The sequence below is a fragment of the Rhizobium sp. OAE497 genome, from assembly GCF_040546565.1.
Lineage (GTDB): Bacteria > Pseudomonadota > Alphaproteobacteria > Rhizobiales > Rhizobiaceae > Rhizobium.
Window position 1 is genome coordinate 982,072 of sequence record NZ_JBEPOA010000002.1, and the last position, 21,781, is coordinate 1,003,852.

Consider the following 21,781-nt stretch of genomic DNA (forward strand, 5'->3'; position numbering starts at 1 on the left):
CCGCTCCTGGTCTTCCTCTGGTCGAAAAAGGCCGCGGGCCTCGCTGTGAGGCCCGCGCAGCAGGCTGGGGTCAGGTGTTACTTGTCCTTCCAGGTCTTGGCGAAGATATTGTTGCCAAGCGGGATCTGCAGGAAGCCGTGAACCTTCTTGCTCAGAGCGACCGGATAGGGCGTCTCGTAGAGCGGCACGATCGGACCCTGATCGTTGTAGATCTCCTGCATCTTTGCATATTGATCGGCGCGCTTCTTCGGATCCATCTCCTTCTGCGACGCCTCGAAGAGCTGGTCGGCTTCGTCGTTCTTCCAGCCGCTATGCAGCGCGTCGATCGTCTTGGAATAGACGAAGTAGGAGGTGATTTCGTTCGGGTCGGCGATATCGTCGGTCCAGGCCGCGTTGCGCATCACGAACGTGCCGTCGCGATATTGCTGGGTGCGGGTCGGGTTGTCGACCTGTTGCAGCTCGAGCTTGATGCCGATCTGCGCCCACATCTGCTGCAGCGCCGTGGAGATGCCGACTTCGTCCTGGTTGCCGGCAAGCACGAGAATGCTGGTCGAGAAGCCGTTTTCGAAGCCCGCTTCCTTCATCAGGCTCTTCGCCTTCTCGATGTCGTAGGGATAGAGCGGCTTGTCGCCGACATGCAGCGGCGTTGCCGTCGACATGTAGGACGTCTGCGGCGTGCCGACGCCATGGGTGACGATCTGGATGATCGCGTCCTTGTTGACGGCATAGTTCATCGCCTGGCGCACCTTGACGTTGGACAGCGGATTGTCCTTGCCGCCAAGCTGCGGGCGCACGTTCAGGGTAATGTATTCGACGCGGGTCGACGGGAAGAGCTCCATGTCGAGATTGCCGGCCGACTTCAGCTCTTCGACGCGAGAATAGGGAATGAATTCGGCGCCATCAATTTCGCCAGAGGTCAGCTTGAGAATGCGGGTGGCATCATCCGGGATGAGCTCGAAGTCGATCCCGTCGAGATAAGGCAGCGGTTTGCCGTCCTCACCCTTGCCCCAGTAATATTCGTTGCGCACCAGCTTCATGCTGGAGCCGCGATCCCAGGATTTCAGCATGAACGGGCCGGAGCCGACGGGATGCTCGGCGAACGCCTTGGCCTTTTCCTCCTCCGTGGCACCCGGCGATGCCTCGAATGTCTTCTCGGGCAGGATGCCGGTGTTGAAGACGGTGAGCGCTGCCAGAATGGCTGGATCGGGATGCTTGAGCTTGATGATGACGGTCTTGTCGCCTTCGGTCGTCACGTCATCGATGGACTCGATCATGAAACCCCAGATGCCGTTGTCCTTCTTGGAGGCGCGCTTCAGCGACCAGGCGACGTCGCCGGGGGTGATCGGGGAGCCATCGGAGAACTTGATGCCGTCGCGCAGCGTCAGCGTCACGCTCATGCCGTCGTCGGCAAGCTTGTAGGCGCTGGCGAGACCCGGCTGCACGCCCTTGCCGTCATCGGTCGGCAGAAGCAGCGTGTCGTAGAGGTTGGACAGGATCCAGATATCGACATTGGCGTCGTTCAGCACCGGATCGAGAAACAGGCTGTCGGCATAACGGCCGTAGACCAGCGTGCCGCCCCGCTCCAGGGCAAATGCAGACACACCGGTGCTCAATAGAACTGCAGCGGCAATGGCCGCCCGAGCGATCATTCTCATGGCATTCCCCTTTTATATTTGGTCTGACTGTTATTATTGGCTATAACGATTTCACGCCAAAAAATGACTGTCAACCAGTTTTTATCTAGCAACCCTAAGACGCTTCGCTTGCCTGCAAGCGGATTTCGAGCTAACCGTTATATATAAATAGAACAGCTAGCCGAACGGGTTTCATGGACTTCTTCATCGACCGGGATTTGCCAGTTCCGCTGCGCACGCAGCTTCAGGGCCTTATCGAATACGGTATCGCCTGCGGTGAACTGGCGCCCGGCGAAGCGCTGCCATCAGTCCGGGATCTGGCGGAAAAGGTCGGCGTGGCGCCGATGACGGTGAGTCAGGTCTATGCCGATCTCAAGGCCGCTGGGCTGATCGATACGCGTCCCGGCTCCGGCACCTTCGTCAGCGACAGCCACCAGGCGCGGCTTGCGGCGCGCGCCGATACCACCGATCTGCATCTCCATATCGACCAGTTGATCGACGAGAGCCAGCGGCTCGGCATCCGCACCGCCGACCTCGTCTCGCTCGTCAATGCGCGGGCCTTCTACCGGGACAGCATCGGTCCGCGGCTGCGGATCGTCATGATCGGCATCTTCCAGGATGCGACGGCGAGTTACGCCCGCTTCATCGCCGCCCGTCTCGGCCGCGAGGTAACGGTGGAGCCGCTGACGGTCGCCTCGATCGAGCGCGATCCGGCCGCCAAGGCGCGTGCCAATTCCGCCGACCTTGCCGTGACCTTCGCCAACCGCCATCGCGAAGTGGCGACGCTGGTTGCCAATACCAAGGTGGTGACGATCAGCTTCACGCCATCGGAGGAGACGCGCCGGGCGCTGGCCTCACTGGATTCGCTTGCCTCGATCGCCGTCGTCTCCCGCTTCCCGGATTTCCTGCCGATCATGAAGAGCGGCGTGCAGCGCTTCGCCCCGCATGTCAGCGAAATTACCGCCACGACGCTGGAGGCCAATGACCTCGAAGAGCTGCTCTCGAAGGTCTCGGTCGTTATCTACGCATCCGGCGCCGAGAGCGTCACCGGCCTGCTGCCCGAGGGCGTGCAGGCGATCGAATACCGCCATGCTCCTGATACCGCCGATATCGAACGGGTGATCGTGCCGATCATCCGTGCTGCGGGCGTGCAGGCGCAGGGCGAGGAAAGCCCGAAACGGAACGAAGCCGACGCGAAGGTCTAGGAAAGGCAGATGTGATGAGAGTATCGGAAACCAACTGGCAGCAGATCGAAGCCTATCTGAAGACCGATGACCGGGCGATCCTGCCGCTCGGCAGCACCGAGCAGCATGCCGGCCTGTCGCTTTCGGTCGATTCCATCCTGTCCGAGAAGGTGGCGGCCGATGCGGCGGCACCGCTCGGCATTCCGGTCTTCCCGGTCGTCGCATACGGCATCACGCCGTATTTCCTCTCATATCCCGGCACGATCAGCATCCGGCAGGAGACCTATATCCGGCTGGTGCGTGACATCCTCGACGGGCTGAGGCTGCAGGGTTTCCGCCGCATCCTCATCGTCAACGGTCACGGAGGCAATCAGCCGGCGGGCAGCATGGCGATCGAGTGGATGGCAGACAATCCCGACACGGCCGTCAAGTTCCACAACTGGTGGAACTCGCCGAAGACCTTCGCCAAGGTGCAGGAAATCGATACGGTCGCCTCGCATGCCTCCTGGATGGAGAACTTCCCCTGGACGCGTCTTGAAGGTGTCAAGCAGCCGACGCAGCAGAAGCCGATGATCGATCTTGCCCGCATGCGGGTGATGTCACCCGATGCCGTGAAGGCCTATCTCGGCGACGGCAATTTCGGCGGCTATTACGAGCGGCCTGATGAGGAAATGCAGGCAATCTGGGATGTGGCGGTCGAAGAGACGCGCGCGCTTCTCGAAGGAGGCTGGGCGTGAGCGATCCGATCCTGATCTGGGGCGCGGGCGCCATCGGAGGCACGCTCGGCGCCGCCTTCATCCGGGCCGGCCATGAGGTGATCTTCGTCGATAACGTCAAGGACCACGTCGATGCCATCAATACGAAGGGGCTGAAGATCGTCGGCCCGATCTTCGAGGATGTGGTCCAGGCGAAGGCCTGCCTGCCCGAAGATCTCAAGGGCACCTACAGCCGGACATTCCTCTGCGTGAAGGCGCATCACACCGAGGCGGCGGCCAAGATGCTGGTGGAGCATCTCGCCTCCGACGGCTATGTTGTCTCGGCGCAGAACGGTCTCAACGAGCGGGTGATCGCGCGGATCACCGGCGAAAACCGGGTCATCGGCTGCTTCGTCAATTTCGGCGCCGATTATCTGGAGCCGGGTGTCGTCCAATATAGCGGTCACGGCGCCGTGGTGATCGGCGAGCTCGACGGGCGGTTTACGGACCGGGCCGAAGATATCTACGACCTGATGAAGCAGTTCGAGCCCAAGGCGCTGATCACCAACAATATCTGGGGTTTCCTCTGGGGCAAACTGATCTACGGCGCGCTGCTCTTCGGCACGGCTCTCACCAATGACAGCATCGCCGACGTTCTGGACGATCCGGTCGCGAGGCCGGTGCTGCGCAAGCTGGCGCTTGAAGTGGCAACGGTTGCTGCCATCAACAACATTCGCCCGGAAGCCTTTGACGGTTTCGATCCGGCAGCCTTCGGGCCGTTGGCGACGCCGGAGCAGACCAGCAAGTCCTTCGACGACATGTCGGTGCACAACCGCAAATCGGTGAAATCGCATTCCGGCATCTGGCGCGATCTCGCGGTGCGCAAGCGCAAGACCGAGGTCGATGCGCAGGTGCTGCCGGTGGTCGAGATCGGCAAGGAATCGCGGGTGCCGACACCGCTTGCTGCCCGGGTCATCGAGATGATCCACGAGATCGAGGACGGCAAGCGGCCGCTTTCGATGGAGAATATCGAAGAGCTTGCGAGGCTGGCATGAACATTTCCTTCGAGGGAAAGACGGTGATCGTGACCGGGGCAGCGCATGGCTTCGGCCGCTCGATTGCCGAGGGGTTTGCGAGCCGCGGCGCGCGGGTCCATGTCTGCGATGTCAACGTGGCGGGGTTGGCGGAGACGGTAAAGCTCTGCGGTGACAGGACGAGCGCCCATGTGCTTGATGTCGGCAATCGCACCGATGTCCAGGCACTGGTGCCTGGGTTCGGCGATGTCGATATTCTCGTCAACAATGCCGGCGGCGTGCGTGGCCAGGTCGGCCGGCCGATCGAGGACATATCCGAGAGCGACTGGCAGACGATCTTCGACGTCAATCTGTCCGGCGCCTTCTTCATGTCGCAGGCGGTCTCGCCTGTCATGAAGAGGCGCAAATCCGGCCGCATCATCAATATTTCGAGCGGCGCCGGTCTCGGTATTTCGCTGACGGGCATTCAGGCCTATGCCAGCGCCAAGGCCGGGCAGATCGGCCTGACGCGGCAGCTCGCCCATGAACTCGGCCCCTGGGGCATCACCGTCAACAACGTCGCGCCCGGCTTCGTCCGCTCCAACCCGACCACCGAGCGGCAGTGGGATGCTATGGGCGAGGAAGGGCAGGCGCGGCTGTTGCAGAACATTGCACTGAAGCGCCTCGGCGTGCCTGAAGATATTGCCGCCATGGTGATGTTCTTCGCCTCCGATTATGCCGGCTGGGTTTCCGGCCAGGTCATCAGCGTGGATGGCGGCAAATGAGCGTCGAGGTCTATCTGGAAGAGAATTATCCGGCAGCCCTCGAAGACCTGAAGGCCTTCTGCCGGATCCCGAGCGTCAGCACCGATCCGGCCTTCATCGATGGGATAAATCAGGCGGCCGCCTTCGTGGTGGAGCGGCTGCGGAAAGCGGGCTTCGCTTCGGTGGAGATGCTGCAAACCGGCGGCCATCCGGCCGTCTATGGCGAGATCATCGCCGATCCCAAACTGCCGACCTTCCTTGTCTACGGTCACTACGATGTCCAGCCTCCGGACCCGCTGGAGAAATGGCAGACCCCGCCCTTCGAGCCCAACGAGCGCGATGGCAGGCTCTATGCCCGCGGCGTCTCGGACGACAAGGGGCCGTTGCTGATCCCGATCCTCGTCGCCGAAGCCTTCATGCGCGTCGAGGGCAGGTTGCCGGTCAATCTGAAGGTGCTGATCGAGGGCGAGGAGGAATCCGGCAGCCCGCATTTTGCGTCGACGCTGGAAAAGTATCGCGAGAAGCTCCGCTGCGATCTGGTGCTCTCGGCCGATGGCGCCATGTGGCGGCCGGACAAGCCATCGATCACCGTCGCAAGCCGCGGTCTGGCTGCCCTCGATATCACCGTGACGGGCGCGGCCAAGGATCTGCATTCCGGCCGCCACGGCGGCAGCGCACCGAACCCTATTTCTGCGCTTTCGGCGCTGCTCGCTTCGATGCATGGCCCGGATGGCCGGGTGAGCGTCGAAGGTTTTCTCGATGGTGCGACACCGCCCGATCCACGCATCCTGACAGCGATCGACGCCTCGAATTTCGACAGTGCCGCCTATTACCGCGAGATCGGCGTTGCCGGTGGCGATCCGATCGATACCGGCCGCGAACTGCTGATCCGCCAGTGGCTGGAGCCGACGCTGGAGTTCAACGGCATCTGGGGCGGCTATCAGGGTAAGGGCACCAAGACGGTCATCCCGAATACCGCTGGCGCCAAGATTACCTGTCGCCTTGTTGCCGGACAAAAGCCGGATACGGTTATCGCTGCGATCACCCGCCACCTGCAGCAGCGCCTGCCGAAGGGTTTCCAGCTCGAAATCCATCGCCATGGGCCGGGCAGCGAGGCCGATTTCGTCGATCCTGATCTGCCGGCGCTGAAGATTTCGGAAGAGGTGCTTGGCGAGTTGCTCGGACAGAAGCCGCTGCGCGTTGCCATGGGCGCCACGATCCCGATCGGCAGCGCCTTCCGCCAGCATCTCGGCTGTGCGGCGATCTTCTTCTCATTCTCGACGGCGGATGAGGATTACCACGCACCGAACGAATTCTTCCGGCTGTCGAATTTCAAGCTGGGCATGCGCGCCTGGACCATGCTGCTGCGGCGGCTCGCCGCCGCCTGAGACGATCTAGTGATGGAGGACAAGCGATGACCGCCCTGCCAGCCTTGAGAACCGGAAAGCCCCGATCCGAATTCGGCCATATCAAGCCGACGGCGGAACTCGAAATCCCCTATGCAATCATCGAAGGAGCCGAGGCGGGGCCATGCCTGCTGGTCACCGCGGGCGTCCATGGCTCGGAATACTGCTCGATCGAGGCGGCTGTGCGGCTGATGAAGACGCGGCCGGAGGAGATCAGGGGCACGCTGCTCGTCTTGCCGGTCCTCAATGTCGAGGCCTTTCACCGGCGCAACATCTACATCATGCCGCAGGACGGCAAGAACCTGAACCGGATGTTCCCCGGCAAGCCTGACGGCACGACCAGCGAGCAGCTTGCCCACTGGCTGGTCACAGAAGTCTTCCCGAAGGCCGATGCCTATATCGATTGCCATGGCGGCGATCTCGACGAGGGCCTCGAACCCTTCACGATCTTCCCGGCCGGTTGCGAGAAATCGCAGGCGCTTGCTGCCGCATTCGGCATCAAGATCGCGGTCGCAGCCGGCGGTTCGGGCTATACGGTCGATGCCTCCCATAAGCTCGGCATTCCCAGCATCCTGCCGGAGGTCAGCGGCAACGGTCTCTGGGGCGAGGCGACGGTGACGCAGATGACCGACGGTATCCGCCGGGTGATGCAGCAGATCGGCATGCTCCCGGGCACGGCCCCGGTAACAAAGCTTGACGTCGTGACCATGTGGGTACCAACAGCATCCGTCAAAGGTCTCTGGTATCCGGCAAAGGATCTCGGCGACCCAGTGATCGCAGGCGAGGTGCTTGGCGAAATCAGGAACGTCTTCGGCGAAACGCTGGCCACCATCCGCTCGGAAAAAGCAGGCTTCATTCTCTACCGGCTGACCAGCCTGTCGGTGAACGAGAAGGAAGCGCTGCTGGGCGTCGGGACACCGGTCTGACGCCCGCGCATCACGGAACCGTCACGCGAGATTAAATTTTCGTCATATATCGCGATATATCTTGATTGCCGATATATCGGGACGATAGGTTCCGCCGCATGACCGGCCGAGACCTGCATTTCTCCGATGATGCCCGCCCTGAAGACGAGCGGGAGGATCACCCCGGGCGCCATCCGCGCGGCGGGCGTGGGCGGCGGCTGTTCGACTATGGGGATCTGCGTCTTCTCATCCTGGCAATGATCGTCGAGCGTCCGGCGCACGGCTATGAACTGATCAAGGCGATCGAGGAGCGTCTCGGCGGCAGCTATTCGCCAAGCCCCGGCGTCATCTATCCAACGCTCTCCTGGCTCGACGATATGGGCTACGCCTCCATCACGCTCGAAGACGGCGGCCGCAAGCTCTACCGGCCGACGGCGGAAGGGCGGCTCTTCGTCGATGCGAATAGAAAGCAGATCGACGATATCCTGGCGCGCGCTGTCATCGCCGGTGAGCGTGGTCCGCCGCGCGATGCGCCCGATGAGGTGGTGCGCGGCATGCAAAACATCAAAATGGCCTTGCGGATGAAATTGCGGCAAGGCGCCGTCACCAAAGAGACGATCAGCGCTGTCGCCGAGGCTCTCGATGAGGCAGCCCGCAAGATCGAGCAGAGCTGAGAGCTTGCCGTGCCGCCTGCGCTTTGACGAGCTGCGGCGGGGTGCGGACGAAACCGATTTCGCGGTCCGCCGTTATAGCGGCGGCCGCCATTGCAAATCACGAACTGCCTGCATTGCCTCCCAAGCGATCGCCAGGCGACACAGGAGCCTTGAATGCCTATCGCCAAGACCAGATGGCTTGCGAACCTTGGTTATGCCACCGCGCTCACGCTTGCGCTCGCATCCTGCAACGAGCAGGCGCCGCAGCAGCAGAAAGCCGCCGCCGATGCCAAGCCGCAGGTGAGCGCCGTGACGCTGCGTCCGCAATCGGTGACGATCACCGCCGAAGTGCCGGGCCGCACCGCCGCATCGCTGATCGCCGAGGTCCGCCCCCAGGTCGGCGGCATCATCCGCGCCCGTAATTTCAAGGAGGGCAGCGAGGTCAATGCCGGCGACGTTCTCTACGAAATCGAGCCGAGCCCCTACCAGGCAGCCTTTGACAGCTCCGTCGCCACGTTGCAGAAGGCCGAGGGTGCAGTTCCAAGCGCTCAGGCGAAGGTCGATCGCTACCAGGGCCTGACATCACAGGCCGCGGTCAGCAAGCAGGACCTCGACGACGCCCGCTCGACGCTGGCGCAGGCTCTTGCTGATGTCGCCTCGGCGCGCGCTGCCCTCGAGACCGCGCGCATTAATCTTGGCTATACGAAGATCCGTGCGCCGATCGGTGGCCGCATCGACGCATCGGCTGTCACGGTCGGTGCACTCGTCACCGCCGAGCAGACGACGGCGCTCGCGACCATCAACCAGCTCGACCCGATCAATGTCGACGTCACGCAATCGAGCACCAATCTTCTCGCCCTGCGCAAGTCGATCGCGGAGGGACGCATCAAGACGACGGGCGACAATGTCTCTGTCAACGTCAAGCTCGAGGACGGCTCGAAATACGACAAACCCGGCAAGTTCGAATTCCTCGAATCCTCCGTCTCGCAGACGCTCGGCACCGTGACGGCGCGCGCGACCTTCCCCAATCCGGACCGGCTGCTGCTGCCCGGCATGTATGTGCGCGCGACGATCGAAGAGGGCGTGGCGCCCAACAGCTTCCTTGTGCCGCAGCGTGCGGTCACCCGCGACACCAAGGGCGATCCGACGGCAATGTTCGTTTCCACGGACGGCAAGGTGCAGCGGCGGACGCTCAGCGTTCAGCGCAGCATCGGCAACAGCTGGCTGGTGGCCGGCGGCATCAATGATGGCGACCGCGTCATCGTCGAGGGCATCCAGCGCGTCAGGGACGGCCAGGATGTCAAGGTCGACGACGTGACGCTCGACGACGCGACCGGCGAGATCAAGCAGGCCGATGCGGCCGAGGCTGCCCCGGTCAAGGAAGCGGCGAACACGCCCGTAACGAAGTGAGGTAAGCCCGTGTCCCGGTTCTTTATTGCCAGGCCGGTCTTTGCCTGGGTCATCGCCATCGTCATCATGCTTGCCGGCATCCTGTCGATCACGACACTGTCGATCTCGCAATATCCGCAGATCGCCCCGACCACCGTGCGCATTTCCGGCACCTATCCGGGTGCCGACGCCGAAACGGTCGAAAATTCCGTCACCAAGGTCATCGAACAGGGCATGACCGGGATCGACAATCTCGACTACATGACCTCGACCTCGCAATCGACCGGTCAGGCCTCGATCTCGCTGACCTTCACCAGCGCCGCCAACCCCGACGTTGCGCAGATGCAGGTGCAGAACAAGCTGCAGCTCGTCGAGGCGCAGCTGCCGCAGAGCGTCCAGAACACCGGTCTGACGGTAACGAAGTCGACGTCGAACTTCCTGATGGTCATCGGCTTCGTCTCGATGGACGGCAAGCTGACGTCGACCGACCTGGCCGACTACGTCAACAGCTCGCTGAACGACACGCTGAAGCGCGTTCCCGGCGTCGGCGACACGCAGCTCTTCGGCTCCGGTTACGCGATGCGCATCTGGGTCGATCCGGACAAGCTCGCGAAATACTCGCTGATGGTCAGCGATGTGACGAACGCGATCGAGGCGCAGAATACCCAGGTCGCAGCCGGCCAGCTCGGCGCGCTGCCGCAGCGCAAGGGCCAGCAGCTCAATGCGACGGTGACGGCAAAGAGCCGCCTGCAGACGCCCGAGCAGTTTCAGAACATCATCCTGAAGAGCGCCAGCAGCGGTTCGCTGGTGCGGCTGAACGACGTCGCGACCGTCGAGCTCGGCGCCGAGAGCTATTCGAGCTTCTCGACCTATAACGGCAATCCGGCCGCCGGCCTCGCGATCAATCTCGCCTCCGGCGCCAACGCCATTGACACGGCCGAGGCCGTGCAGTCGACGGTCGAGACGCTGCGCGGCACCCTGCCGCCGAATGTCGAGGTCGTCTATCCCTATGACACGACGCCCTTCGTAAAGCTGTCGATCGAAGACGTGGTGAAGACGCTCGTTGAAGCGATTGTCCTCGTCTTCATCGTCATGTTCGTCTTCCTGCAGAGTTTTCGCGCGACGCTTATTCCGACGCTCGCGGTTCCGGTCGTGCTGCTCGGCACCTTCGGCGTGCTCGCCTTCTTTGGCTACTCGATCAATACGCTGACGATGTTCGGCATGGTGCTGGCGATCGGTCTTCTGGTCGATGACGCGATCGTCGTCGTCGAGAATGTCGAGCGCGTGATGGAGGAAGAGGGACTTTCGCCGCGCGAGGCGACCATCAAGTCGATGGAGGAAATCACCGGTGCGCTGATTGGTATCGCCACCGTGTTGTCGGCGGTGTTCATCCCGATGGCCTTCTTCTCAGGCTCGGTCGGCGTCATCTACCGGCAGTTCTCGGTGACGATCGTGTCGGCCATGCTGCTCTCGGTCGTCGTCGCCCTGATCCTGACGCCGGCGCTTTGCGCCACGATCCTGAAAAAGCCAAAGCATGGCGCCAAGAGCCGCGGCGTCTTCGGCTTCTTCAACCGCAATTTCGATCGCGGCACTCGCGGTTACCAGCGCAGCGTCAGCGGCATCATCCGCCGGTCCGGCATCTTCATCGCCATGTTCCTGCTGATTGCCGTCGCGACCGGCTATCTCTTCACGCGGCTGCCGAGCTCGTTCCTGCCGGATGAAGACCAGGGCATCCTGATCACCAGCGTCCAGCTGCCTGTCGGCGCCACGGCGGACCGCACACAGAAGGTGCTGAAACAGGTGACGGACCACTATCTCAACGATGAGAAGGACTACGTCACCGGCGTCATGGCCGTCGTCGGCTTCGGCTTCGGCGGGCAGGGGCAGAATGTCGGCCTCGCCTTCGTGAAGCTCAAGGATTTCGATCAGCGAACGACGCCGCAGGCGAAGGCTCAGGCCATTGCGCAGCGGGCGATGGGAGCATTCTCGAAGATCAAGGACGCCAATGTCTTCGCTCTGTCGCCGCCGGCCATCCCTGGCTTCGGCAACAATGCCGGCTTCGATTTCTATCTGAAGGACATGAACGGCGCCGGCCACCAGCAGCTCATCCAGGTCCGCAACCAGCTCCTCGCGGCTGCCGGCAAGAGCAACAAGCTCGTCGGCACGCGCCCGAACGGCCAGGAGGATTCGCCGCAATATTCCGTCGATATCGACCAGGAAAAGGCGAGTGCGCTCAACCTCAACCTCTCGGATATCGACACGACGCTGTCGACCGCCTGGGGCGGCAATTACGTCAACGACTTCATCGACCGCGGCCGCGTCAAGAAGGTCTATGTCCAGGCCGACAAGGCGTTCCGCATGCAGCCGGAGGATTTCGACCGGTGGTATGTGAAGAATTCCGATGGCGAGATGGTGCCGTTCTCGGCCTTCGCCGACGGCCACTGGAAGTTCGGCTCGCCGCGCCTGGAGCGCTACAACGGCTCGTCCGCCGTCGAAATCCAGGGGGCTGCGGCGCCGGGCGTTTCGTCGGGTGACGCGATGAACGAGATCGACGCGATCGTCGGCCAGTTGCCGGGTGGCTTCACGCATGAGTGGACCGGCCTTTCGGCGCAGGAACGTCTCTCCGGCAACCAGGCAGCACAGCTCTACGCGATCTCGATCCTCGTCGTCTTCCTGGCGCTTGCAGCCCTCTATGAAAGCTGGGCGATCCCGTTTGCGGTCATGCTCTCCGTTCCGATCGGCGTCTTCGGCGCGCTCGCCGCGGCGCTGCTCTTCGGCCAGAACAACGACGTTTACTTCAAGGTGGGCCTGCTGACGACGATCGGCCTTGCGGCGAAGAATGCGATCCTGATCGTCGAGTTCGCGATCGATCAGCAGAAGTCCGGCAAGGATCTGGTTACCGCCACCGTCGAGGCGGCGCGCCAGCGCCTGCGGCCGATCCTGATGACCTCGCTTGCCTTCATCCTCGGCGTCTTGCCGCTGGCGGTCGCAAGCGGCGCGGGCTCGGGCAGCCAGAACTCGATCGGTATCGGCGTCATGGGCGGCATGATTTCGGCCACCGTCATCGGCGTCTTCTTCATCCCGCTGCTCTTCGTCACCGTCCGTCGCGTGTTCAAGGCGCGGCCGGTGGAAGAGGAGCCCGGCGAGGCCGTCGCCGAGGCGAAGTGATATCAGGGCCTGAGGCGCGCATCGCTGCGCCTCAGGCCAGTCTTTCAGATGTAGCCGGAATGCTCGCCGAACGGCACGTCTTCTTCATCAAGATTGCCGGTGCCGATGCGCTCGCTCTCGCCCGACAGCTTCTCGGCGGCGTCGGTCTGCTCCGCGCTTTCGGAGTGATGCAGATCGAGATGGCGGCTGTCGGCGTCTTCGGCATTACTTTCCGGATGCGGGTGCTCGCCTGACTTCCTGCGGTCCTCAAGCCCCTCGTCGATTTCCGCCTGACGGCGCGCCGCCCATGCGATCTCGGGTTCTGCCACCGAAATGCTGTGTTCGATGCGTGTTGCGATCGGCGCCGCGGATGCGGAAATCTTCGATATTTTCTCGACCAAATGCGCCTCCGCCAACCGCTGATATCAGGACTATGCCGGAATCGGCACCGATCCGCCAGAGAGTGGCCGGATAGCGATTGAGCTTCAGGCGCTCTGCGGCTATTGGCTCAGGCAACATCTCCCTTTCGAAGGTCTTCACGTGAACATTGAATTTCTGGTCACCCATTCCGGCGGCTTCCATGCCGACGAGCTGATGTCGAGCGTCGTGCTGACGAAGCTGTTTCCTGCAGCCAGGATCGTGCGGTCGCGCAGCCCGGAATGGCTTGCACCGGCAGCCGATCGCATCGTCTATGACGTCGGCGGCGCCTTCGATCCCGAGCTTCGCATCTTCGACCATCATCAGCGCGGCGCGCCGGTGCGCGAAGACGGCCGGCCGTTCAGCTCGTTCGGCCTGATCTGGCGGCAGTACGGCATGGATTATCTTGCAGCACTCGGCGTTCCCGCCGAACGGGCGGCTGCGGTTCATGCGGCTTTCGACCGGAAATTCGTGCTGCCTATCGATCTCGTCGATAACGGCGCCATCGACCCGTCGATCGCCGGCGAACTCGCCGGTCTGACGCTGCCTGCGCTTTTCGACACGCTGAAGCCGTCTTTCGATGCGCGCGGCGAGGATGCCGACGAGCGGGCTTTCCATGCGGCGCTCGCCGTAGCGGCGATCTTCGTTGAAGGCGGCATCCGTGTTCAGGATGCCAAGCTTCGCGCCGAGGCGCTGGTGCTGGAAGCGATCAAGACGACGGGCGACAACCGCGTTCTGGAACTGCCGATGGGCATGCCCTTCCGTCCGGCGATCATCAAGGCGGGCGCGGAACATCTGCTCTTCGTCGTCCATCCCCGCGAAAACGACTGGTGCGTTACCGGGATCCGCCGTGCCGACGAGGGTTTCGAGCTGCGCGCCGATCTGCCGGCTGCATGGGCGGGACTTTCGAATGCGGAGCTGGAAAAGGCGTCCGGCGTTGTCGGCGCTACCTTCTGCCACAAGGGCCGGTTCATCGCCGCGGCGAAGACCCGTGAGGCGGCTCTGGAACTGGCACGTCTTGCCGTCGAAGACGTCACCTCGGCCTGAAGAGAGGCTGACGTCCCGGTGGGACGTCAGCGATTTCAGAATTAACGGCCGATAACCGGGCAGCCGCGCACATTGGCGAAGCTGATTTCATCCTGTCCGCGGCGCGTCCAGCCCTGGACGATGACGCGGCGCGGCGTGATGTCGACGACGCGTGCACGGCGGAAGCCGAAATCACGGGCCTTGTCTTCAGCCCAGCGCGGATCGCAGCCGCGCGGCGGGCGGCCGTAACCTGGCGGGGGCGGCGGAGGGCGGCGCCAATCCGGCTGCGGCGCAAAACGCGGCGGCGGCGGACGGTCATAGGGATCGTAATATTGCGCGGAAGCGATGCTCGACGTCGAGACGACGCCAGCCACTGCCAGAAGCAGGCCGAGGCCGATTTTCGTAAGATTTGTCATTCAATGATTCTCGTTTTGGGGCAGACAGGCGAAGCTAAAGTAGCGCATCGTGGCGAACTGATGGCCACGCACGAAGCCGCATGCTTTTCAGTGCGGCAGCCTGAAAGTCAATCGATGACGCCTTTGCGCAGGGCGGCCGCAACGAGCGCGGTGTCCTTGTAAACAGCAAAAATGTCCTTCAGCGCGTCGATATGGGTGCGCACCGTGTGCACGGAGCAGCCGAGAATCATGGCGATCTCCTGCGCGGTCTTGCCGGCGCTCATCAGCTCGAGGATTTCCTTCTCGCGTTTTGTGACCTGGATCGACATACCCTTTAATATGGTACGCCAGCGGCCGGATTGCACGGCCTGATCGCGCAAATGCGATCAGATTTCATGTTGCGCGAAAATCCCGGTCGCCTCGCTTGAAAATCGGACGGCGCGGGCAATCTCCTCCTGACGCGAGGAGATAGGAACATGAACGTATTGATTGTCGAAGACGAGGGCTTCATCGCCCTCGAATTGGAACGAATAACCACCGAAAGCGGCCACCGCGCCCTTGGTCCGGCGGCGACCATCGAACAGGCGCTGGCCTTTGCGCCGCGAGCGGATGTGGCGCTTGTGGATGTGGGCTTATCCGATGGAACGAGCGGAACGCAGCTGGCGCGCCGTCTGATCGACCGTTTCGGCATCAGCGTCATCTTCGTGACGGGTGCGCCGCAGGCTGTATCGCAAGGTTTTGATGGTGCCTTCGCCGTTGTCGGCAAACCGTTCAGTGACGAGCGGATCGCCACCGCGCTGCAGGCGGCAGAAGACTGGCGGCGCGGGCATCCGGCTCGGGCGTCTGCGCTCTAGTCTCAATCGCGTGAACGCCTGAACAAACTGAATTGCGTAAGGTTTGATCCGGGCGGGCAGGGCCCCGCTCGGGTGAGGACCATGACATATTCAACTTCAGGCATCCCAATTCAGCGTTACAAGGCGTCGCTGCGCGCCATTCGCCGGGCGCTGCTGGTTGCCAGTGATTTCGGCAACACCGTCTGGCGCGTTTCCGCGCAATAGGAGTCTGCAGCCGGGCTTTGCCGCCCGGCTGCATCAGCTTCAATTGTAGTTCATGGCATCGAGATCGGCGATCAGGCCGGGGCCGGATGGGTGCCAGTCAAGCTTTTCCCGTGTCCTGGCGCTGGAGGCCGGGAAGTCCATGCCGGCGAACATCGCCATCCATCCGAAATAGCCGGCTGCCTCTTCTGCCGTCAGCGATTTGACCGGCATGCCGAGGCCGCGGCCGAGCGCTTCGGCGATGGTGCGGGCATCGATGCCTTCCTCGGCGACGGCATTGTAGCGCGCGCCGCGCTCGCCCCGTTCGGCGGCGAGGCGATAGAGGCGCGCGACATCCGAGACATGGCCGGCCGGCCAGCGGTTGCGACCGTCGCCGAGATAGGCGGCAAAGCCTTTGTCGCGGGCGATCTCGATCAGTGGCGTGATCAGGCCCTGCTTTCGCGTGTCATGCACCTGCGGCAGCCGGACCACCGAGACGTTGACGCCCTTTTCGAGCAGCTTTTGACCGGCAAGCTCGGAGGCGATGCGCGGGTTGGGATGGCTGGTGTTGAAGACGTCTTCGCTTGCCAGTTCGCCGAATTCGGCATTGCCCATGCCGGTCCCCGATGTGATCAGCAACGGGCGGTCGGAGCCTTCGAGCGCGTCGCCCAAGGCCGCGATCACGCGACCGTCCTTCTCGCAATTTGCGACGAAGCGCGAGAAATCGTGGTCGAAGGCCGTATGGATGACGCCGTCGGATTCGAGCGCGCCGCGGCGCAGGCTGTCGGGTTCTTCCAGCGTGCCGAAATAGGCAGTTGCCCCGGCGGCTTCGAGCGCCCGCGCCCCATCATCGGACCGCGTCAGGCCGACGACGTCGTGGCCGACACTGATGAGTTCCGGCACGATAGCCGAGCCGATGAAGCCGGTTGCTCCTGTCAAGAAAATGCGCACAGCATGTCTCCTCATGTTTGATCTGCACCCATTATCGGCTACTATCCATCCTGTTAAAGTAGTGACTTTATCCTAGTATAATCGCTAACAGGATCGCCATGCCGATCAACAATGCAGGCTCGCTCGCGGCCTTTCTGAAGGATCGCCGCACCCGGCTCGACCCGGCCTCTTTCGGCTTTTCCGGCCGCCGGCGCACGCCGGGATTGCGCCGCGAGGAGGTGGCGCAGCGCGCCAATATCAGCCCCACATGGTACACCTGGCTTGAGCAGGGACGCGGCGGCGCGCCGTCTGCCGACGTCCTGAACCGGATCGCGGCCGGGTTGATGCTGACCGAGCCGGAGCGCGAACATCTCTTCATGCTCGGCCTCGGCCGCCCGCCTGAAGTGCGCTACACGCCCGTCGAAGGTGTGACGCCGCGGCTGCAGCGGCTGCTGGACTCGCTCGATTCCAGCCCCGCCTTCATCAAGACGGCGATGTGGGATGTGGTCGCCTGGAACCGTGCTGCCGCCGTTGTCCTGACCGATTACAGCACGATCCCGCCGGAGCAGCGCAACATCCTCCGGCTGATCTTCTCCAATCCTGCGATCCGCGCCAAGCAGCACGATTGGCAGACGCTCGCCGGCTTCGTCGTCGCGGCATTTCGCGCCGATGTGGCGCGCGCCGGGGCGGGCTCGGAAGTCAGCCGTCTGGTGGAAGAGCTTTCGGCCTCCAGCCCCGATTTCGCCCATCACTGGAAGGAGAATGACGTCCGCATCCATGGTGACGGGGTCAAGCGGTTGCAGCATCCGAAGCTCGGTCCGATCGAGCTCGAATATTCCGCCTTTTCCGTCGATGGCCGGCCGGATCTCGGGCTGGTGATCTATCACCCTGTTGATCCCGCCACCGCGGACCGGATTCGCAAGCTCGCCAACGGGCAGGAGTGAGCGGCGCAAAAATGCGGCACCCGTGTCGGGTGACGCCGGCGCCAGTCGTCCTTGTCTGGAATAGAGGAGGACGCAATGCTCACATTGCCACGCCAGACTGAACGCGGCCCGCAGCGCTATGTCGCGGTGCGCCGCAAGGTTACGATGCCTTTCGGAGACGCCGTCGGCCCGGCCTTCGGAGAATTGTTCGCCGCATTCGCGAATGCCGGCGTCGCCGCCGATGGAATGGAGTTCATCAAATATAACCTGATCGACATGCCTGACCTCGAGATCGAGATAGGGATGACGACGGATGCGGCCATCCCGCTGTCCGGCGCCTTGATGGAAGGCGAGTTGCCGGGTGGGCGCTATATCGAGACGACCTATACCGGCCCCTATGACGATCTTTATGAGGTCACGGCGATGCTGATCGGTTGGGCAAAAGAGCGCGGCATTCGCTGGGATATGGAGGAAACGTCGGAGGGAGATCGTTTCGCAGCCCGGCTGGAACACTATCACAACAACCCCGTCGATGAGCCCGATCCGGCGAAGCTGCGCACCACCTTGCTGTTCAAGCTCGCCAGCGGCTAGGATCATATCCGGGATCGCCAAGGCTCTGAACTTTCGCCGTTATCGGGCGTTTCCCGAACGCTTTTCGAATCGAGGAAACCTGATGAAGCCGCATGTGACCTGCCTGATGATGTCTTCCATAGACGGTGGCCTGCACCCGAGCACCTGGACCGACAATCCCGATGCCGGGCGCAAGGAGTGGTCGTCGATCTATGAGGAAACGCATGAGGCGCTGCGGGGCGATGCCTGGCTCGTCGGTCGCGTCACCATGGCCGAGATGGCGAAGGGGTCGCCTCATCCGCCGGCTGTTGCCGGCGACGTCAAGCGTCCGTTCCATTTCGCCCGGAAGGATGCGCCGGTCTATGCGATCGGTGTCGATCCCGGCGCGAAGCTGCATTTCAAGGCGCCTGACATCGGCGGTGACCATGTCGTCGTGCTGCTCGGCAGTGGCGTCAGCGACAGCCATCTGGCCGAGCTGGCGGGCGACGGCGTTTCCTACATCGTCTCCGATAGTCCGACGATCGATCTCAGGGCGGCGCTTCAGACGCTGCATAGCGAGCTCGGCATCGAGCGCCTGCTGCTCGAGGGCGGGGCGGGCATCAATGGCAGCTTCCTTGCGGAGGGGCTGGTCGACGAGATCTATCTGCTGGTGGCGCCTGCTATCGACGCCACCGGCGGACAGGCAATCATCGCCTTTGAAGGCGGGCTGAAAGGGAAGGCGCAGCTATCGCTGCAATCGGCCGAAGCGCGCGATCACGGCGTAGTCGCACTGCGCTACAAGGTGCAATCACCCGGCTGAGCGTCAGCTCTCGGTGATCCGCCGCTCCTCGTCGGTGCCGACGGAGAGCTGCTTCCAGTCGAGATCTTCCTGGAGCTCGAGATATTGCGTCGGGCCGATCTGGTCGGCATCGCGCAATTCTTCGAGACGTTGGCGCTGGGCGATGACGACCGCCATCGCCAGATTGCGGCGGCGGTCGGAGGGTGTTCGGTCGGGCTCTCGGGACGCTCGGGCGTGATGATCCTTGTATACGATGCGCAAGGCGTCGGCTTCGGCGCCGGTTTCCGGTTCCAGCCGGGAAAGTGCTGCCTCGGCTAGCGATTTGCGGGCGGCCTCCAGCTCTTCCTGCACCTCGCCCTGACGGCCGAGCTTCAGGAAGTGGATCATTGGCGCCAGCGTTGCACCCTGGATCACGAGCGTCGCCAGTACTACCGAGAAGGCGGTGAGGACGACGAGATCGCGATCCGGAAAATCGGCGGGCAGGGCAAAGGCGGTCGCGAGCGTGACCAGACCGCGCATGCCGGCCCAGCCGACCAGCAGCGTCTCGCCGCGATTGAAGGGCGCCAGCACATGGCCGCGCCGGTGGCGGTGGACGACGAGCGCATGGAACAGGAAGGCCATCGCCAGCCGTGTCGCGATAATCGCGACGACGACGATCGCGGCGAAGCTGACCGCACGCTCCAGATCCGCCGCCGACATCGCCGCAACGATGCGCCGCGCCTGCAGGCCCATCAGCAGGAAGGCGACAACGTTGAGCAGAAAGACGACCGTTGTCCAGACGGCGAAGGAATGGACGCGCATCCGCGGCGAATCCTCGACCGTCGCCAGCGTCGCGATCGTCATGGCGCTGGCGACTGTGGCAAGCACGGCGGAGAGATGCAGGTGCTCGGCAATCAGCCAAGTGGCGAAGGCATAGACGAATTGCAGAAGCGTGCCGCCGACTGTGTTTTCGGTGACCGGCCTGAGGCGCGAGACGAGAAAGCCGAAGGCAATGCCGAAGAGGATGCCGCCCGGCGCTGCAAAGCCGATCCGCAAGGCAGTTTCCGTATCGAGCCCGCCGCGCGCCTGAACCGTCAGCGCCGCGCCGAACAGCAAGAGCGCCGTCGCATCGTTGAACAGGCTCTCGCCCTTGAGCAGCGCATCGACGCGCCGCGCCACCGGCAGGTTGGAGAGCACGGCGGTCGCGGCAGCCGCATCCGGCGGTGCCACGATGGCGCCGAGCGTCACGGCGACTGCAAGCGGCAGGCCGATCGTGAAGGCATTGATGGTGACGACGACGCCTGTCGTGACCAGGATCGCGACGACGGCATAGAGAAACAGCGGCAGCAGCATGCGCTTGGCCGCGCCGAGCGGGAAATCATAGGCGGAATCGATCAGCACGGGGGCGATGAACAATGCCAGCGCCGTCGGCGGATCGATGGGGATCGTCGGGGCGCCCGGCAGCATCGCGACGCCGACGCCGGCAGCGGCCAGGATGCCCGGATAGGGCAGGCGCATGCGCCGCGTGACCTGCAAGAGCAGGATGGCAACCGCAAGCAGGGCGACGAGCGTTTCGAAGAAGGTCATGGCGCATAGTAGCAGCGTTTTGGCTGCGTTGAAGCCGGTCGCCTTCCTATGTAAAGTTTGCACCATATCAAGGCGATGGCATCTCGCAGAAGCGGAGCGGCGATGGATTACGATGTGGCGATTGTCGGTGCAGGGGCTGCGGGGATCGCTGCGGCGCGGACGCTCGTGGCCGCCGGCCGCTCCGTCGTGCTGCTGGAGGCGAGCGACCGCGCCGGGGGGCGTGCCTGGACGATCGAGCTTGCCGGCATGCCGCTCGATATGGGCTGTGGCTGGCTGCACTCCGCCGAGCGCAATCCGCTGGTGACGATCGGCAAGCAAGCCAATTTCACCATCGAGCAGGGGCCGACGGCCTGGAAGACGCAATGGCGTGACCTCGGTTTTCCGCCCGCCGACCAGGCGGCGGCGGAGGCGGCCTGGAATGCGCTGGACGAGCGCTTGAAGTCGGATCCTCCGGCGAGTGACCGGGCCTCCGATGCTCTTGAGCCGGGCGGGCGATGGCATGCCTATTGCAACTCGCTCAGCGGCTATATGAACGGCGCGGCGCTCGACCGGCTGTCGATCACCGATTTCCTCGCCTATGACAATGCCGCCTCCAATGCGAACTGGCGGGTGCATGAAGGCTATGGAAGCCTGATTGCGGCGGCCATGCCGAAGGCCGAGCTTCGGCTCTCGACGCCGGTCCGCCGCATTCTCCTCGAAGGGCAGGGTGTCAGGCTGGAAACGGGTAGAGGTGCGATCGCGGCCCGTGCGGCAATCGTCACGGTCTCGACCAATGTGATGGCGGGCGGGGCGATCGGCTTTGAGGGCGGAGCTGACGACCACCTCCATGCCGCAAGCCAGCTGCCGCTTGGTCTCGCCGACAAGCTGTTTTTCGAACTCAAGGGAAATCACGGTTTTGAGGCGGAAACCCATCTGCTTGGCGATCCCCAGAACCCGGAGACCGGCAGCTACTATATCCGTCCGCTGGGGCGGCCCGTGCTCGAAGGCTTCTTCGGCGGAATGGGTGCGGTGGTCATCGAGCGCACCGGTCTCCTCGATGCCTTCGCCTTCGCGCTGGAGCAGCTTTCTTCGCTGCTCGGAAGCGGCATCCGCAAACATCTGCTGCCGCTTGCGGCATCGTCCTGGTGCCGGACGGATTGGATCGGCGGCTCCTATAGCCACGCCCTGCCCGGGCAGGCGAGCCAAAGGCAGGTGCTGGCGCGGCCGGTCGGCGAACGGCTGTTCTTTGCCGGCGAGGCAACGCACCGCACGGATTTTTCGACGGCGCATGGTGCATGGGAAAGCGGCATCCGCGCCGCTCGCGAGGCCGGTGAGATACTCGGCCATTCTGCCCTGAAATGAGAGGCGGCGGG

Annotated in this window: 22 protein-coding genes; 16 read left to right on the forward strand and 6 right to left on the reverse strand. The window is 63.3% G+C overall.

Going from position 1 to position 21,781, the window contains the following annotated elements:
- Positions 1-77: 77 nt before the first annotated feature.
- Positions 78-1,655 carry an ABC transporter substrate-binding protein gene (locus tag ABIE40_RS24180; RefSeq protein ID WP_112711083.1) on the reverse strand — a complete coding sequence of 526 codons (1,578 nt, stop codon included), beginning with the start codon at positions 1,653-1,655 and terminating at the stop codon, positions 78-80.
- Positions 1,656-1,828: 173 nt separating this feature from the next.
- Here ABIE40_RS24180 and ABIE40_RS24185 point away from each other — a divergent pair, with 173 nt between their 5' ends.
- The 9 genes from ABIE40_RS24185 (at position 1,829) to ABIE40_RS24225 (ending at position 12,811) form a co-directional block, all read left to right on the forward strand.
- Positions 1,829-2,839, forward strand: a complete 1,011-nt coding sequence (locus ABIE40_RS24185) for a GntR family transcriptional regulator (RefSeq protein WP_199628181.1) — start codon at positions 1,829-1,831, stop codon at positions 2,837-2,839.
- Positions 2,840-2,853: 14 nt separating this feature from the next.
- Positions 2,854-3,555, forward strand: coding sequence for a creatininase family protein (locus tag ABIE40_RS24190; protein ID WP_130281402.1), 702 nt, complete (start codon positions 2,854-2,856; stop codon positions 3,553-3,555).
- Entirely contained in the window at positions 3,552-4,568 is a 1,017-nt protein-coding gene (locus ABIE40_RS24195; RefSeq protein WP_199628180.1) for a ketopantoate reductase family protein, read from the forward strand. Before ABIE40_RS24190 ends, ABIE40_RS24195 begins: the two co-directional genes overlap by 4 nt.
- Entirely contained in the window at positions 4,565-5,311 is a 747-nt protein-coding gene (locus tag ABIE40_RS24200) for an SDR family NAD(P)-dependent oxidoreductase (protein WP_199628179.1), read from the forward strand. The genes ABIE40_RS24195 and ABIE40_RS24200 overlap by 4 nt, the downstream gene beginning before the upstream one ends.
- Entirely contained in the window at positions 5,308-6,678 is a 1,371-nt protein-coding gene (locus ABIE40_RS24205) for a dipeptidase (RefSeq protein ID WP_199628178.1), read from the forward strand. The genes ABIE40_RS24200 and ABIE40_RS24205 overlap by 4 nt, the downstream gene beginning before the upstream one ends.
- A 26-nt stretch (positions 6,679-6,704) precedes the next feature.
- On the forward strand, positions 6,705-7,622 hold the full coding sequence (locus ABIE40_RS24210; protein WP_199628177.1) for a succinylglutamate desuccinylase/aspartoacylase family protein: 918 nt from the start codon (positions 6,705-6,707) through the stop codon (positions 7,620-7,622).
- Positions 7,623-7,720: 98 nt separating this feature from the next.
- Positions 7,721-8,275 (forward strand): PadR family transcriptional regulator, encoded by a 555-nt coding sequence (locus ABIE40_RS24215; protein ID WP_199628176.1) that lies wholly within the window; start codon positions 7,721-7,723, stop codon positions 8,273-8,275.
- 153 nt (positions 8,276-8,428) lie between these two features.
- Positions 8,429-9,664, forward strand: a complete 1,236-nt coding sequence (locus tag ABIE40_RS24220; protein WP_130281393.1) for an efflux RND transporter periplasmic adaptor subunit — start codon at positions 8,429-8,431, stop codon at positions 9,662-9,664.
- A gap of 9 nt (positions 9,665-9,673) precedes the next feature.
- The gene (locus ABIE40_RS24225; RefSeq protein WP_112711075.1) at positions 9,674-12,811 is read left to right on the forward strand and encodes an efflux RND transporter permease subunit; all 3,138 of its coding nucleotides are present in this window, start codon (positions 9,674-9,676) and stop codon (positions 12,809-12,811) included.
- Between the two features lie 44 nt (positions 12,812-12,855).
- On the opposite strand, the gene ABIE40_RS24230 is transcribed toward ABIE40_RS24225, so the two are convergent.
- Positions 12,856-13,191: a hypothetical protein gene (locus ABIE40_RS24230; RefSeq protein WP_199628175.1), complete on the reverse strand. Its 336-nt coding sequence runs from the start codon at positions 13,189-13,191 to the stop codon at positions 12,856-12,858.
- Between the two features lie 139 nt (positions 13,192-13,330).
- Here ABIE40_RS24230 and ABIE40_RS24235 point away from each other — a divergent pair, with 139 nt between their 5' ends.
- Positions 13,331-14,254: an MYG1 family protein gene (locus ABIE40_RS24235; protein ID WP_199628174.1), complete on the forward strand. Its 924-nt coding sequence runs from the start codon at positions 13,331-13,333 to the stop codon at positions 14,252-14,254.
- A 41-nt stretch (positions 14,255-14,295) separates the two neighbouring features.
- Here the strand turns inward: ABIE40_RS24235 and ABIE40_RS24240 are convergent, their stop codons facing one another.
- Both ABIE40_RS24240 and ABIE40_RS24245 read right to left on the reverse strand, forming a co-directional pair.
- Positions 14,296-14,649: a hypothetical protein gene (locus tag ABIE40_RS24240; protein ID WP_112711072.1), complete on the reverse strand. Its 354-nt coding sequence runs from the start codon at positions 14,647-14,649 to the stop codon at positions 14,296-14,298.
- Positions 14,650-14,756: 107 nt separating this feature from the next.
- A complete protein-coding gene (locus ABIE40_RS24245) occupies positions 14,757-15,008 on the reverse strand; it encodes a response regulator transcription factor (protein WP_502944816.1) in 252 nt (83 codons plus the stop codon).
- 96 nt (positions 15,009-15,104) lie between these two features.
- On the opposite strand from ABIE40_RS24245, the gene ABIE40_RS24250 reads away from it, so the two are divergent.
- Together ABIE40_RS24250 and ABIE40_RS24255 are read left to right on the forward strand one after the other, a co-directional pair.
- A complete protein-coding gene (locus tag ABIE40_RS24250; RefSeq protein WP_112711070.1) occupies positions 15,105-15,482 on the forward strand; it encodes a response regulator in 378 nt (125 codons plus the stop codon).
- A gap of 81 nt (positions 15,483-15,563) precedes the next feature.
- Positions 15,564-15,686 carry a hypothetical protein gene (locus ABIE40_RS24255; RefSeq protein WP_281438222.1) on the forward strand — a complete coding sequence of 41 codons (123 nt, stop codon included), beginning with the start codon at positions 15,564-15,566 and terminating at the stop codon, positions 15,684-15,686.
- Positions 15,687-15,725: 39 nt separating this feature from the next.
- Here the strand turns inward: ABIE40_RS24255 and ABIE40_RS24260 are convergent, their stop codons facing one another.
- Positions 15,726-16,613 (reverse strand): SDR family oxidoreductase, encoded by an 888-nt coding sequence (locus tag ABIE40_RS24260; RefSeq protein WP_199628173.1) that lies wholly within the window; start codon positions 16,611-16,613, stop codon positions 15,726-15,728.
- A 98-nt stretch (positions 16,614-16,711) separates the two neighbouring features.
- On the opposite strand from ABIE40_RS24260, the gene ABIE40_RS24265 reads away from it, so the two are divergent.
- The 3 genes from ABIE40_RS24265 to ABIE40_RS24275 all read left to right on the forward strand — a co-directional run bounded on the left by ABIE40_RS24265 (position 16,712) and on the right by ABIE40_RS24275 (position 18,884).
- Positions 16,712-17,536, forward strand: coding sequence for a helix-turn-helix transcriptional regulator (locus ABIE40_RS24265; protein ID WP_162708569.1), 825 nt, complete (start codon positions 16,712-16,714; stop codon positions 17,534-17,536).
- Between the two features lie 75 nt (positions 17,537-17,611).
- A complete protein-coding gene (locus tag ABIE40_RS24270) occupies positions 17,612-18,106 on the forward strand; it encodes a GyrI-like domain-containing protein (protein ID WP_199628172.1) in 495 nt (164 codons plus the stop codon).
- Positions 18,107-18,188: 82 nt separating this feature from the next.
- On the forward strand, positions 18,189-18,884 hold the full coding sequence (locus tag ABIE40_RS24275; protein ID WP_199628171.1) for a RibD family protein: 696 nt from the start codon (positions 18,189-18,191) through the stop codon (positions 18,882-18,884).
- Positions 18,885-18,887: 3 nt separating this feature from the next.
- Here the strand turns inward: ABIE40_RS24275 and ABIE40_RS24280 are convergent, their stop codons facing one another.
- The gene (locus ABIE40_RS24280) at positions 18,888-20,429 is read right to left on the reverse strand and encodes a cation:proton antiporter (protein WP_199628170.1); all 1,542 of its coding nucleotides are present in this window, start codon (positions 20,427-20,429) and stop codon (positions 18,888-18,890) included.
- A 102-nt stretch (positions 20,430-20,531) separates the two neighbouring features.
- Between ABIE40_RS24280 and ABIE40_RS24285 the strand changes: the two genes are divergently transcribed.
- Positions 20,532-21,770 (forward strand): flavin monoamine oxidase family protein, encoded by a 1,239-nt coding sequence (locus ABIE40_RS24285; RefSeq protein ID WP_199628169.1) that lies wholly within the window; start codon positions 20,532-20,534, stop codon positions 21,768-21,770.
- The last annotated feature ends 11 nt before the right edge of the window (positions 21,771-21,781 follow it).